This window comes from Arthrobacter sp. P4_F11 (assembly GCF_056401395.1).
This window is the reverse complement of the sequence record NZ_JBFUJK010000002.1, coordinates 191,699-205,846: the sequence shown is the minus strand read 5'-3', so window position 1 is coordinate 205,846 and position 14,148 is coordinate 191,699. Positions and strand designations below refer to the sequence as shown.

Annotated in this window: 10 protein-coding genes; 6 read left to right on the top strand and 4 right to left on the bottom strand. The window is 67.6% G+C overall.

The annotated features are described in order from the left end of the window. Positions 1-51: 51 nt before the first annotated feature. Positions 52-1,263 carry an ROK family protein gene (locus AC1DRO_RS03930; protein WP_476949904.1) on the top strand — a complete coding sequence of 404 codons (1,212 nt, stop codon included), beginning with the start codon at positions 52-54 and terminating at the stop codon, positions 1,261-1,263. Between the two features lie 206 nt (positions 1,264-1,469). Continuing rightward, entirely contained in the window at positions 1,470-2,615 is a 1,146-nt protein-coding gene (locus AC1DRO_RS03925; RefSeq protein ID WP_476949993.1) for an MFS transporter, read from the top strand. Between the two features lie 219 nt (positions 2,616-2,834). Here AC1DRO_RS03925 and aceB read toward each other — a convergent pair whose 3' ends face one another. Further along, complete coding sequence (gene aceB / locus AC1DRO_RS03920) at positions 2,835-4,499, bottom strand: malate synthase A (protein WP_476949903.1); 1,665 nt, start codon at positions 4,497-4,499, stop codon at positions 2,835-2,837. Positions 4,500-4,715: 216 nt separating this feature from the next. After that, positions 4,716-6,047, bottom strand: a complete 1,332-nt coding sequence (gene aceA / locus AC1DRO_RS03915; RefSeq protein WP_476949902.1) for an isocitrate lyase — start codon at positions 6,045-6,047, stop codon at positions 4,716-4,718. Between the two features lie 143 nt (positions 6,048-6,190). On the opposite strand from aceA, the gene AC1DRO_RS03910 reads away from it, so the two are divergent. The 3 genes from AC1DRO_RS03910 (at position 6,191) to AC1DRO_RS03900 (ending at position 11,067) form a co-directional block, all read left to right on the top strand. Continuing rightward, on the top strand, positions 6,191-7,702 hold the full coding sequence (locus AC1DRO_RS03910) for a helix-turn-helix domain-containing protein (RefSeq protein ID WP_476949901.1): 1,512 nt from the start codon (positions 6,191-6,193) through the stop codon (positions 7,700-7,702). A gap of 237 nt (positions 7,703-7,939) precedes the next feature. Further along, the gene (locus AC1DRO_RS03905) at positions 7,940-9,688 is read left to right on the top strand and encodes a pyruvate dehydrogenase (protein ID WP_476949900.1); all 1,749 of its coding nucleotides are present in this window, start codon (positions 7,940-7,942) and stop codon (positions 9,686-9,688) included. A 107-nt stretch (positions 9,689-9,795) separates the two neighbouring features. Then, positions 9,796-11,067, top strand: coding sequence for a serpin family protein (locus AC1DRO_RS03900; RefSeq protein ID WP_476949899.1), 1,272 nt, complete (start codon positions 9,796-9,798; stop codon positions 11,065-11,067). Between the two features lie 91 nt (positions 11,068-11,158). On the opposite strand, the gene AC1DRO_RS03895 is transcribed toward AC1DRO_RS03900, so the two are convergent. Both AC1DRO_RS03895 and AC1DRO_RS03890 read right to left on the bottom strand, forming a co-directional pair. Further along, a complete protein-coding gene (locus AC1DRO_RS03895) occupies positions 11,159-11,521 on the bottom strand; it encodes an iron chaperone (RefSeq protein ID WP_476857834.1) in 363 nt (120 codons plus the stop codon). Positions 11,522-11,552: 31 nt separating this feature from the next. Continuing rightward, positions 11,553-12,449 carry a hydroxymethylpyrimidine/phosphomethylpyrimidine kinase gene (locus AC1DRO_RS03890; protein ID WP_476857835.1) on the bottom strand — a complete coding sequence of 299 codons (897 nt, stop codon included), beginning with the start codon at positions 12,447-12,449 and terminating at the stop codon, positions 11,553-11,555. 157 nt (positions 12,450-12,606) lie between these two features. Between AC1DRO_RS03890 and AC1DRO_RS03885 the strand changes: the two genes are divergently transcribed. Then, positions 12,607-14,058, top strand: coding sequence for an MFS transporter (locus AC1DRO_RS03885; RefSeq protein WP_476949898.1), 1,452 nt, complete (start codon positions 12,607-12,609; stop codon positions 14,056-14,058). Positions 14,059-14,148: the final 90 nt, after the last annotated feature.

Below are 14,148 nucleotides of genomic sequence, written 5' to 3'. Positions count from 1 at the left end.
CAATCTTTGTGAAGCGTGACATGCAGAAGATCTTCGTGCTATCACTTACTCATGAGTACGCCCACCGGCACCGAGCCCGCAACCCCCGAGGCCGGCGTCAGCCTGTCCCGCGCCGGAGACCTCTTCCAGCTCCTGCGCGACGGCAAGGCCCGGACCCGCGCCGAGCTGGCCCTGACCACAGGGCTCGCCCGGTCCACTGTCGCTTCCCGCATCGACGCGCTGATGATCTCCGGGCTCGTCGGCCCCGCCGGGGAGGCGAGCTCCAGCGGCGGCCGCCCGCCGTCGCGCTTTGCCTTCAACCCGGCCGCCCGCGTCGTCCTGGCGGTGGATGTCGGGGCTACGCACGTGATCATCGCCGTCACGGACCTCAGCGGGCAGGTGCTCGCGGAGCGCCGGCTGGCGCAGGATGTCGCCGACGGCCCGGTTGTTGTCCTGGACCGTGTGATCGATGAAGGGCTGCGGCTGCTCGGCGAGGCCGGCCGGGGCGCCGCGGATCTGGCCGGCGCCGGGATCGGGCTCCCGGGGCCCGTGGAACACGCCACCGGCATGCCTGTGAAGCCGCCGATCATGCCCGGCTGGGACGGGTTCGACGTCGTCCGCCATGTCCAGCGGTCCCTTCCGGTGCCGGTCCTGGTGGACAACGACGTGAACATCATGGCGCTGGGGGAGCGCACGGCGCACTGGCCTGACGACGAAAACTTCCTGTTCATCAAGGTGGCCACAGGCATCGGGGCGGGCATCATCAGCAGCGGCCAGCTCCAGCGCGGAGCCAACGGGACGGCCGGCGACCTCGGACACGTCCGGGTTCCGCGTGGCGATGACGTGCTGTGCCGTTGCGGGAACTACGGGTGCCTCGAAGCCCTGGCGTCCGGGCCCGCTGTCGCCAAGGCGCTGACGCGGCAGGGCCTGCCGGCGCACGACGGCGGCGATGTGCTGCGCCTGGTCGCCGAGGGGAACCTGCAGGCCATCCAGGCGCTGCGGCAGGCCGGCAGGGATCTCGGCGACGTCCTCTCCACGGTCGTGAACCTGCTGAACCCCTCGGTGATTGTGATCGGCGGAAGCCTCGGCCAGGCCGGGGAACATCTGATGGCCGGGGTCCGCGAGGTGGTCTACCGGCGCTCGCTGCCGCTGGCCACGACGCACCTGCGGATCGGCGTGTCCCGGGCCGGCGACCAGGCCGCGATCCTCGGCGCCAGCCAGATGGTCACGCAGCACGTGCTCTCACCCGCGGTCATTGAGGCGACCCTGCAGGCCACGGGCTAGGGATGTCCTGGGAAGCGGCGCGCCCGGCCGGGGTGTCCCGGCAAGCGTCGCGCCCGGCCGGGGTGTCCCGGGAAGCGTCACATTCCGCGGCCGCGGCAGGCGCCCGTGATAGCAATGGGACTGATGAAATCATATTTCAGCCTGCCCGCCCGGCGACGGCCCACCCCGTGAGTGGGGTGGCCCGGGCGCCGCGCGGCTGGCTCCTCATGCTCGCGATCGGGCTCATCGCGCTGAACATGCGCGGCCCGTTGGTGGCGGTTGCCCCGGTGATCGCCCAGTTGGAGGACGATCTCGGGTTCACCCCGGTGGAATTGGGATTCCTGACCGGGATCCCGGTGCTGTGCTTTGCCCTGGCCGCGCCCCTGGCCTCGCTGGCCGGGCGCAAGCTGGGGCCCGAATTCGCCATCACCCTGACCCTGCTCGGCGTGCTCTTCGGCGTCGTGGTCCGCTCGGCCGGCGGGGGTGCCCTGGTCATGCTGGGCACGGTGATCCTCGGCGTCGCCATCACGATCGGCAACATCGTGGTCCCGCTGATCATCCGGCGGGACTTCACCCCGGCCCGGCAGGGCGCGGCGATGGGCACCTACACCGCGGCGCTCAATATCGGTTCCTTCCTCACCTCCGTGGTGTCCGCGCCGCTGGCCGAGCTGCTGGGCTGGCGGCCCGCGATTGCCGCGAGTGGCCTCTTCGCGGTGGCGGCCGGCGCGGTCTGGGTGATCGCGGTTGGCCGGCGGGCCTTCATTCCGGCCGCCGTCGCCGCGGCGGACCCGCGGCGGCCCGGCAAGCTCACGTCCCGGTGGATCACGGCAGCGCTGACCTTCGGGTTCGCCGGGCAGGCGTTCTCCTACTACGGAGTGACCGCCTGGCTGCCGAGCCTGCTCTCGGACGAACTCGGCATGGCGCCCGCAGCCGCCGGGGCAGGGTCCTCGCTCTTCCAGATCCTAGCCATTGTGGGCGGACTGGGCGTGCCGCTGGCGGCCCGGTTCGCCAGTACGACGGCGGTGGGCCTCGCCCTGGGGCTGCTGTGGCTCACCGTACCCGTGGGCCTGCTGCTCGCACCGGAGCTGTGGTGGCTGTGGTGTTCGTTCGGCGGTGTGGCCCAGGGCGGCGGCATCACGCTGATCTTCCTGGCCATTATCCGGCTGGCGCGGGACCAGGCCTCGGCGGCCCGGATGTCCGCCGTCGTCCAGGGGACGGGATACTCCTTCGGGGCAGTGGCGCCGACCCTGCTGGGCTATGTCCACGGGACCACCGGCGCCTGGACCGGACCGCTGCTGATGATCCTGTGCTCGGTGGCCGCGTTCATCCTGGGCACCTCGCTGTCACTGCGGCGGGTGCCGAAGCCCCACTGATTCGCTGTCGCGCGCCGGGGTGATGTCAATCGAGACGACAGATAAGGCCCATGTTCGCGGGGGACATGGGCCTTACCTGTCGTCTCGACGCCGTTGTCGAGTACGGGGGGATTTTCCGTTGCTGGACTGCCACCCGGATTTCGGGGTGCCTGTTGCGAAGGGCCTGGCAGCCCAGTCAACGGAAATCTGTGCGGACCCGGTTGCCCGGGACGCGGAGTCCTACGCCGGAACCAGTGCGGGGTCCCCGCTGGCGACGTCGGCGCCGTCGCGCGCTTCATGCAGGAAGCGGTCGTAGGCCGGCAGCGTCAGGAAGGCCGGGAACTCGCTGCTGAGGGTGACTTCCTCGAAGATGTCCCGCGCGTCGGCGAAACGGTCTCCTTCGAAGCGCTCCAGCTTGGCGAATTCCTCGTCCAGCATCTCCTCCACCCACTCCCGGGTGATCACGTCGGCGTGGTCGGTGATGGCGCGGGCGAAGATCCACTGCCACAACTGCGAGCGGGAGATTTCCGCGGTGGCGGCGTCCTCCATCAGGTTGTGGATGGCTACGGCGCCGTTGCCGCGGAGCCAGGACTCGATGTAGCGGATCCCCACTTCGATGTTGTTCCGGATGCCCTGTTCGGTGATGGTTCCGGTGGTCGTGGAGATGTCCAGGAGCGCGCGGTCGTCCGCGGTGACGTCCTCGCGGAGGCGTTCGAGCTGGTTCGGACGGTCGCCGAGGACGGCGTCGAACACCTCGCGGCAGACCGGCACCAGGTCCGGGTGCGCCACCCAGGAGCCGTCGAAGCCGTCGCCGGCCTCGCGGGTCTTGTCCGCGCGGACCTTCTCGAAGGCGATCGCGTTGGCATCCTGGTCCTTGCGGTTGGGGACAGCCGCGGCCATGCCGCCGATCGCCATGGCGCCGCGCTTGTGGCAGGCCCGGACGAGCTGTTCCGTGTAGGCGCGCATGAACGGCTGGGTCATGGTGACCTGGCCGCGGTCCGGGAGCACGAAGCGGGGGCCGCGGGTGCGGAAGTTCTTGATCAGGGAGAAGATGTAGTCCCAGCGGCCGGCGTTCAGGCCCGCCGCGTGGTCCCGGAGTTCGTAGAGGATCTCCTCCATTTCGAACGCCGCGGTGATGGTCTCGATCAGCACGGTCGCGCGGATGTTGCCCTGCGGGATGCCCAGCAGGTCCTGCGCCATGATGAAGATGTCGTTCCACAGCCGGGCCTCGAGGTGGTTCTCGATCTTCGGCAGGTAGAAGTACGGGCCTTTGCCCTGGGCGATCAGGCGGCGGGCGTTGTGGAAGAAGTACAGGCCAAAGTCCACGATCCCGCCGGCAATAGGCGTGCCATTGATGAGCATGTGCTTTTCCGGCAGGTGCCAGCCGCGGGGGCGGACCACGACTGTGGGCAGTTCCCCGGCCGGGCGCAGCTTGTACTCTTTCCCCTCCGGCGAGGTGAAGTCGATCCGGCGCTCCAGGGCGTCGGTGAGGTTCAGCTGGCCCTGGATCACGTTGCGCCAGGACGGCGTGGAGGAGTCCTCCATGTCCGCGAGCCACACCTTGGCGCCGGAGTTCAGCGCGTTGATCGTCATCTTCTTATCGACCGGCCCGGTGATTTCCACGCGGCGGTCCTCCAGGCCCGGAGCCGGGGGAGCGACGCGCCAGTTCGGGTCGTTGCGGACGGACTCGGTCTCGCGCAGGAACCGCGGGTCCTGGCCCTTGGAGATCTGCTGGCGGCGTTCCTGCCGTGCCTGCAGCAGCTCCCGACGGGGCCCTGCCGTGGCCTTGTGCAGCTTGGCAACAAACGCCAGCGCGTCCGGCGTGAGGACCTCGCTCTGCCGGCAAATCGGCTGCGCGGTCAACGTGATCCCGTTGATAGTGAAGTTGTCAGTGAAGCTGTTCATTTCAAATCTCCTTAGAGAAGAAGCAAGTTCGACGGCGGGCCGTGCAACAGGTGCGGTGCCCCCGAGGCCGAAGGTGCCGGTATTGCGGCAGCCTGCGTAAAAGGGGCCCCGTGCCCGCCCCCGACCGAGTTCTACGAGGTCATGGGGCGGACACGGGGAATAGCAGGCAGAGCAATGCCGGACCGAAGGCCGGAGGCAAGCGCCGCCGTCGGGTGTCTAGTGGAACTGGCCTTCTTCGGTAGATCCCACCAGGGCCAGGGTGGATGCGTTCGGGTTGAGCGCGGTGGCGATGTCGTCGAAGTAGCCGGTGCCGACTTCGCGCTGGTGCTTGGTGGCGGTGTAGCCGCGGGACTCGGAGGCGAATTCCTTCTCCTGCAACTCGACGTACGCGCTCATGCCTTCCCGGGCGTAACCGTGGGCGAGGTCGAACATCGAGTAGTTCAGGGCGTGGAAGCCGGCCAGGGTGATGAACTGGAAGGTGAAGCCCATGGCGCCGAGTTCGCGCTGGAACTTCGCGATCGTGGCGTCATCGAGGTGCTTGCGCCAGTTGAACGACGGCGAGCAGTTGTAGGAGAGCATCTGGTCCGGGAACTCGGCCTTGACGGATTCGGCGAACTTGCGGGCCAGTTCCAGGTCCGGGGTGCCCGTCTCCATCCAGATGAGGTCAGAGTACGGGGCGTAGGCCTTGGCGCGGGCGATGCAGGGTTCGATCCCGTTGCGGACCTTGTAGAAGCCCTCCGGGGTGCGGACCGGCTGACCGCCTTCGCGGAGGATGAATTCCTGGTCACGCTCGTCGACGTCGGAGGTGATCAGGGTGGCCGCCTCGGCGTCGGTGCGGGCGATGATGACCGACGGGGTACCGGCGACGTCGGCGGCGAGCCGGGCCGCGTTCAGCGTCCGGACGTGCTGCTGGGTGGGGATCAGGACCTTGCCGCCGAGGTGGCCGCACTTCTTTTCCGAGGCGAGCTGGTCTTCCCAGTGCACGCCCGCGGCGCCGGCCTGGATCATGGACTTCATGAGCTCGTAGGCGTTCAGCGGGCCGCCGAAGCCTGCCTCGGCGTCGGCCACGATCGGGACCATCCAGTCCTCGACGGTCTGGATGCCCTCGGAGAACTCGATCTGGTCCGCGCGGAGCAGGGCGTTGTTGATGCGCCGGACCACCGTGGGAACGGAATTGGCGGGGTAGAGCGACTGGTCCGGGTAGGTGTGGCCGGAGTTGTTGGCGTCCGCGGCGACCTGCCAGCCGGAGAGGTAGATGGCGCGGAGGCCGGCCTTGACCTGCTGCACGGCCTGGTTGCCGGTCAGGGCGCCGAGGGCGTTGGTGTAGCCGCCGGTCTTGTGCTCTTCGGTGAGCTGCTTCCACAGCTTTTCGGAGCCGCGCCGGGCGAGGGTGTGTTCTTCGGAGACGCGGCCGCGGAGGCGGACGACGTCGGAGGCCTTGTAGTCACGGGTCACACCTTCCCAGCGCGGGTTGGCGGCCCACTCGAGCTCCAGTGCGGAGGCCTGCTGTTCGGGCGTCTGCTGGGTGGGCTCAAATGCTGCAGTCATCTTTGTCTCCTTGGTGGGGTCCGGGGCCGGCCAGTCTGCGTCTCTGCAGAGCCTGGCTGGTTGTTCCCGGATAGTGAATCTTTCCGTGAGTTCTACTTTTCTGCACTTTCCAAGGGGTTTCTAGACCAAAGCTATGGAAAGAAATGCACTTCTTCGCGTATTCTCAAGAAATGCACTCAACCAGCTGGAACCGCCAAGCCCTTGCGTCGTCCGCGCCCGCAGCGCCGGAGGTGGATGTCATCAGCCTGGGCCGGCGCGTCCGGCATCTGCGCAAGGCGGCAGGGCTAACGCTCGACGACCTGAGTGCCGCCGTCGGGACGGCCCCCAGCCAGCTGAGCCTGATGGAAAACGGCAAACGCGAGCCCAAGCTTGGTCTGCTCCAGCAGCTTGCAGCGGCACTCGGGGTGAGCATCGACGAACTGCTCGGCGCGGAGCCGCCCAACCGGCGTGCGGCGCTGGAGATCGAGCTGGAACGGTACCAGCGCAGCCCCATCTATGAGTCCCTGAATCTGCCCAAGATCCGCATCAGTTCGCGGCTTCCGATGGATGTGCTGGAGTCCATGGTGGGCCTGCAGCATGAGCTTGAACGCCGGCTCAATGAGCAGGTGGCGACGCCGGAGGAGGCCCGCCGCGCGAACGGTGAACTGCGTGCGATGATGCGCGAGAGGAACAACTATTTCCCCGAGTATGAGGCCGAGGCGCAGAAGGTACTGGCCTCGGTGGGCCACACCAGCGGTCCGCTGTCCCACCACGTCATTTCGGACATCGCCGGGCATCTCGGATTCAGCCTCCACCATGTGGGTGATCTCCCTCATTCCACGCGTTCGGTGACTGATCTTAAGAACCGCCGAATTTATCTCACGCAGAACGCCCGCAGCGATCACGACCCCCGTTCGGTGCTGCTGCAGGCGCTGGGCCATTACGTCCTGGGCCACCAGACGCCGAACAACTACGGCGATTTCCTGATGCAGCGCGTGGCCACGAACTACTTCGCCGCCGCGCTGCTGCTGCCCGAGCAGGCTACCGTGGCATTCCTGCAGGAGGCCAAGCAGGCCAAGGAAATCGCGGTCGAGGACATCCGGGATGCCTTCGCGGTGTCCTACGAGACCGCCGCGCACCGCTTCACAAACCTGGCCACCCAGCACCTGGGCATCCGCACGCACTTCCAGAAGACGCACAAGAGCGGCATCATCTACAAGGCCTACGAGAACGACGGCGTGACGTTCCCGCAGGACCACACCGGCGCCATCGAGGGCCAGCCCTCATGCAAGAACTGGACGTCCCGGGTAGTGTTCGACGTCCCGGACAAGTTCAGCGCCTACAACCAGTACACTGACACCCCGGCCGGGACGTACTGGTGCACGGCCCGGACGGAACGCTCCGCGAACGGGGAGTTCTCCCTGTCCGTGGGTGTCCCGTATGCGCACGTGAAGTGGTTCCGCGGCCGCGACACCACCGAGCGGTCCAAGTCCACCTGCCCGGACGAAAGCTGCTGCCGCCGCCCGCCGGCGTCGCTGACCGCCGAGTGGGCCGGGAACGCCTGGCCCTCGGCGCGGGCCCACTCCCACCTGCTGGCGGCCATGCCGCCGGGCGCCTTCCCGGGCGTGGACGAGACCGAGGTCTACTCCTTCCTGCAGGCGCACTCCGGGAGCTGACCCTCCCTCAGTTCCTGCGGGTTCCTCCTGGACCCTCCCTCAGATCCTGCCCGTTACTGCTCGTCGCTCCCTCATTTCCTGCGGCTTTCGGTGCGTCGCTCCCGCACATCAGGTGAGGGAGCGTCCGGGAGTTTGCTGCAGAAGGTGAGGGAGCGTCCCCTTGGGCGTGGCTGACAGCAAGGCGGACTATATTGGCCTGTGTCAGCTCATCGATCCATCTCACGGGAGCGTGCGCCCATGGCCAAGGAACTTGCCACCCAGCTCATCGAACAACTCCAGGCTGCCGGCGTGCAGCGGATCTACGGGATTGTGGGCGACAGCCTCAACCCGATTGTCGACGCCGTCCGCAAGACCGGCGGCTCGCAACAGGGCGGTATTGACTGGATCCATGTCCGCCATGAGGAGGCGGCCGCCTTCGCCGCGGCGGCCGAAGCCCAGCTGACCGGCCGCCTCGCGGTGTGCGCCGGCTCCTGCGGGCCCGGCAACCTGCACCTGATCAACGGCCTGTATGACGCCAACCGTTCCGGGGCGCCGGTGCTGGCCATTGCCTCGCACATTCCCAGCAAGCAGATCGGCAGCAGTTTCTTCCAGGAAACCCACCCCGACCGGCTCTTCAACGAGTGCTCGGTCTACTCCGAGCTGATCAGCACCGCGGAGCAGGCGCCCCGCGTCATGCACAGCGCCATCCAGCACGCCGTCGGCCTCAGGGGCGTCGCCGTCGTGACCCTTCCCGGTGACATCGCCGGCCTGGAGGCGACGGCCGAAACGCCGGCCCCGGCGACCTTCCGGCCGGCGACGCTGATGCCGGACCCCGCGAGTGTGCAGGAACTGGCCGACGCCATCAACGCCGCCGGCAAGGTGGCCATCTTTGCCGGTGCCGGCGTCGAGGGCGCGCACGACGAGGTGATTGCGCTCGCCGGGCTGATCGCGGCGCCGATCGGCCACAGCCTCCGCGGCAAAGACTTCATGCAGTACGACAACGCCTATGACATCGGCATGACCGGGCTGCTGGGTTACGGCGCCGCGGCCGAGGGCATCGAGGACGCGGACCTGCTGATCCTGCTGGGCACGGACTTCCCGTACGACCAGTTCCTTCCCGGAACCCGGACGGCGCAGGTGGACCGGGCCGCGCACAAACTGGGGCGGCGGACCGACGTCGACGTCGCAGTGCACGGCGACGTCCTCCCCACCCTTGCCGCCCTCATGCCGTTGGTCACGGCCAAGAAGAGCCGCCGTTTCCTGGATGCGATGCTGAAGAAGCACGACCGGCTCATGAACAAGGCCGTGGGGGCGTATACCCGCAACGTCGGGACGAAACAGCCGATCCACCCGGAATATGCGGCCTCGCTGCTGGACCAGGTGGCGGCGAGGGATGCGATTTTCACGGCGGACACCGGCATGTGCAATGTCTGGACCGCCCGGTACATCAACCCGCTGGGAACCCGCCGGCTGATCGGCTCGTACCTGCACGGGTCCATGGCCAACGCGCTGCCGCACGCGATCGGCGCCCAGCTGGCCTACCCCGGCCGGCAGGTGGTTTCGGTCTCCGGCGACGGCGGCCTGTCGATGCTGCTGGGCGAGCTCATCACGGTCGCAGCGCACCGGCTGCCCGTGAACGTGGTGGTCTTCAACAACTCCACCCTGGGCATGGTGAAACTCGAAATGCTGGTGGACGGGCTCCCGGACTTCGGCGTCGACGTCCCGGACGCCAACTACGCGGACGTTGCCCGTGCCCTGGGCTTCCACGCCGAGCGGGTCACGGATCCGGCCCGCATCGAGGCCGCGTACCGGGAAGCGTTCGCCCACCCCGGCCCGTCGCTGGTGGAGCTCATCACGGACCCCAAGGCCTTGTCCCTCCCGCCGAAGATCAAGGGAGCGCAGGTCCTGGGCTTCGCCACGGCCATGTCCAAAGTGGTCCTGAACCGGGGCGCCGGCGAGGCCGTCAGCATGGCACGGAGCAACCTGCGGAACGTCCCGCGGCGCTAGGGGCGGGCCCGGCGAGTTCGCCGGAAGCTGCCCGGTTCGCCGGACATTTCCGGCGAACCGGAGACATTCCGGCGAACTGCGCACCCATCGAGGCGAAAGGTGTGGCCATGAAAGATCACCGCGTGGCGAAAATTGTGGCGGCGGGAACCCTCGCGGTGCTCACGGCTTGTGCGCCCCCGGTACCAGGGCTTGTGAAGGCCGACGGCGTCGAACGGGTTCCGGTGGACCGCGCCGCGTACGCTGCCGAATTTCAGGCATTCCGGGCCTCCGCCCTGACGTTGGGAGCCGCGCTGCTGGCCGACGGCGGTGAAGGGGCCGAAGGGAACGTGGTGTCGTCCCCCGGCAGCCTGCTGATCGCGCTCGCCATGCTGCGGGCAGGGGCGTCCGGGGAGACCGCCGTCGAAATGGACCAGATGCTGGGGCTCCCGGACGGCAACCGGGATGAGGCCATGAACGCCCTGCTCGAGTCCCTGGCTGCGTACGACGGTGATCCCGGCTCGGTGGACGAAAAGGACCCGCCCCGGACGCCGGTCATGCATGCGGCCAACGGTCTGTTTGTGGACAAGGACGTACCAACCGGAAAGAACTACCTGGAAACCCTTGCCCGGCACTACGGCACCGGGGTGTACCCCGTGGACTTCCGGGATGAGGCCGCCACGGGGCCGGCCCTGGATGCCTGGGTGGACCGGAACACGGGCGGCCGGATCAAGAAAGCACCCGCGGAGTACGATCGCGACAACACCTTCAGCCTCCTCAATGCCCTGTACTTCGCCGCGGCATGGCAGTCGCCTTTCGACCCGAACGACACCTCGGACAGCCCCTTCACGACCTCAGGTGGCGAGGAAATCAGCGTGCCGACCATGCACGACTCGCTGCAGCTGGCCTATGCGGAGGGCCCTGGCTGGCGGGCGGTCGAGCTGCCGTACGCAGAAGGTTTTGCCATGCGGCTGGTGCTGCCCGGTCCTGGCGTTGGGCCGGAGAGCCTCACGGCGGCCAAGCTGACGGCAATTGCGGCGGCCCTGGACACGGCCCCGGAGGTCTCCGCACTGACCTCCCTGCCCAAGTGGGACCACAAGAGCACCTTCGACCTGCGGAAGGTATTTGAAGCGCTGGGGCTGGCCAGGACCCTGGTCACCACCGAAGACTTCGACGCCATCCAGCCGAAGCTGACGCTCACGCAGGCCGCCCAGGCCGCCAACATCACCGTTGCCGAGAAGGGAACGGTGGCCGCCGCCGTGACGCAGATCAACGGCGCCGTGACCGGTGTGCCGCCCCTTCCGGACCAAACCATCGACTTCGACCGGCCGTTCCTCTACCAGGTCGTGCACACCGAAACCGGGCTCCCGATCTTCATGGGGAAGGTCGCGGACCCGCGCTGAGGGGCGGCCTACCGGGACCCACATCGCCGGAAGCCCTCCAGTTCGCCGCAAACTTCCGGCGAACTGGAGGGACTCCGGCGAACTCGACGGCTTAGGGCGTCCCGCTCCGGCGCTCTTGTGCCAGGGCCGCCGCCACTTTTCCAATCAGCTCGTACGGGACAGGCTTCCGCAACGGGAACTTCAGGGTGCCCTTCGCGGCGCGGTAGGGGGCGAGTTCCGTGCTTAGCGATTCGTCGCCGTCGGGCACGGGGTAGACGGAGATGTGGTGCGCCCAGCCCGCGAAATATACGACGTATCTGCCCCCGAGCGTGATCGTCGGGATGCCGTAACTGATCTTCTCCCCTGATCCGGGTACCGCCGCATGGCAGCATCGCCGGATCTCCTGCAGCGCCTCCTGCACGTCAGCAGGAAACGAGGCGATGTATTCCTCCACGGACTCAAAGTGCTGTGCCATTGCCGTTCCCTCCTACGATCCCAGCAACGAGTTAGCGTGGGCCGCCCTGCCACAAGGCATCGAACGGGGCGCCCGAGGCTACGCGGTTCCGGATGCCGGCGGTCACAAACGCCTTCGCCGTCCGGGCGGCGGCCAGCGGCGTCGCACCCTTGGCGAGTTCGGCCGTCACCGCCGCGGCCAATGAGCACCCGGCGCCGGAGACTGCCACCTCACCCACCTTCGGGGCGGACAGGACTTCCAGGGTTTCGCCGTCGTAGTAGACGTCGACGGCGTCGGGGCCTTCGAGCCGCACGCCGCCCTTGGCGAGCACCGCGGCGCCGCTGAGCTCATGGATGCGGACGGCGGCGGCCTTGAGGGATTCGACGTCGGTGATCTCCAGCCCGGAGAGCGACTCGGCCTCGAAATGGTTGGGCGTGACGAAGGTGGCCAGCGGCAGGATGTGGGATTTGAGCGCCTGGTCGGTGTCCAGGGCGTGGCCCGGCTCCTGGCCCTTGCAGATCAGCACCGGATCCAGCACCACGTTGGCGAACTGCCCGGCCGCCAGCGCCGCGGCCACGGTCGAAATCGTCGCCGGGCTGCCCAGCATGCCGATCTTGACAGTGTCCAGCACGGCCGGTGCGCCGGACGCGGCACCGTAAGCCGCCGTCGTCGCTTCCAGCTGGTCCGCGATGACCTGCTGGTCCACCGGGACAAAGCGGTGGTTCCAGTTGTCCTTGGGGTCGAAGGACACGATGCAGGTCAGGTTCGCGATCCCGAAGACGCCGAGTTCCTGGAATGTCTTCAGGTCCGCCTGCGCGCCGGCGCCGCCGGTCGCTTCGGAGCCTGCGATGGTCAGCGCGACGGCGGGGGAGGAGGCGGGCTCGGTAGCTGTATCGGAAGCAGCAGCGCCATCCGCCAGGGCGGTGGAATCGAATGCGGTAGAAGTCATGGTCCCATCCTGCCATCCCGCCAAAACCGCCAGCATTGTGCTCATGAACAAACATTCCATGAACAGTATGAACAAAACCTGAGTGTTCCGGATCACGCGAACTAGGGTGGCGGACGGTGTTGCTTACCGGCGGCGCCGGATCCAGGAAGGTTCATTGATGAGCACCCAACTGACCGAAGCGGCCCAGACCCGGAAAGCCGTCGGCAACATCCTCAAAGGCTCGGCCGGCAACCTTGTCGAGTGGTACGACCTCTACGTCTACACCGTGTTCGCGGCCTACTTCCAGGCGCATTTCTTCAACTCCAAGGACGAGCTCCAGGCCGGCCTCGAGGCGATGGCCGTCTTCTCGACGTCGTTCCTGATGCGCCCGATCGGTGCCTGGTTCTTTGGCCGGTACGCCGACCGCAAGGGCCGCAAAGCCGCGCTGACACTGAGCGTGACCATGATGTCCGCGGGCTCTTTCGCGATCGCGGTGCTGCCCACCCAGGACGTGATCGGCCTGTGGGCCCTGATCCTGCTGGTCCTCATCCGCGTGATCCAGGGCTTCTCCGTGGGCGGTGAGTACGGCACCAGCGCAACGTACATGTCCGAGGCTGCCACGTCCAAGCGCCGCGGCTTCTTCTCCAGCTTCCAGTACGTCACCCTGGTCGGCGGCCAGATGCTGGCGCTGCTGGTCCTTGTGGTCCTGCAAAATGCCATGCCCAAGGCCGAGCTGACCGAGTGGGGCTGGCGCATTCCGTTCGCGGTGGGCGGCGTGGCCGCGCTGGTGGTCCTCTGGCTGCGGCGCTCCATGGAGGAAACCGTCTCGGCCGAACAGCTCGAGGCCGCAACGGCCCCTGCCGTGGGAGGCCAGGCGCAGCCCGGGACCATGAAGCTGCTGTTCACCAGCTACTGGAAACCGCTCATGATCTGCATCGGAATCACCCTTGGCGGCACGGTGGCGTTCTACACGTACACCAACTTCATCCTGAAGTTCATGAACGATACCTCCGGCATCGCCAAGACGGACACGTCGGTCATCAACTTCTGGGCACTGTTCATCTTCATGCTGCTCCAGCCGGTCTACGGCATCATCTCGGACAAGGTCGGCCGCAAACCGCTGCTGCTGTGGTTCGGCATCACCGGCGTCCTGTTCACCTGGCCGCTCCTGTCCGCGCTCGCCGGAACCAAGGATCCGATCACCGCGTTCCTGCTCATGATGGGCGGCCTGCTGATCGTAGGCGGCTACACCTCCATCAACGCCCTGGTGAAGGCCGAGCTCTTCCCCGCGTCCATCCGCGCCCTCGGGGTGGGCCTGGGCTACGCGATCGCCAACTCTCTCTTCGGCGGCACCGTCCCGCTCATCGGCGCTGCACTGCAGAAGACCGGACAGGAAGAGCTGTTCTTCACCTACGTCACCGTGGCCATCGGCATCTCCCTGCTGGTCTACATCTTCGCCCTGAAGAACAAGAAGTCCACGCACCTGGACCACGAACAGGGCCACGCCTGGGCGGCTACTGGTCCGGGCGCGGCTGCGGGGGCGGCTGCTGGTCCGGACGCGGCTGCTGGTGGTCCGGGCGAGGGCGGCAGGGACGAGGACAAGGACCTCATCGACGCCTCGCGCCGCTAGGGCAGGCCGCAGGCCGTCCTCGAATTCGCCGGAAGCGCGCCGGGTCGCCGTATGTTTACGGCGACTTGGCGCGTATCCGGCGAACTCGCG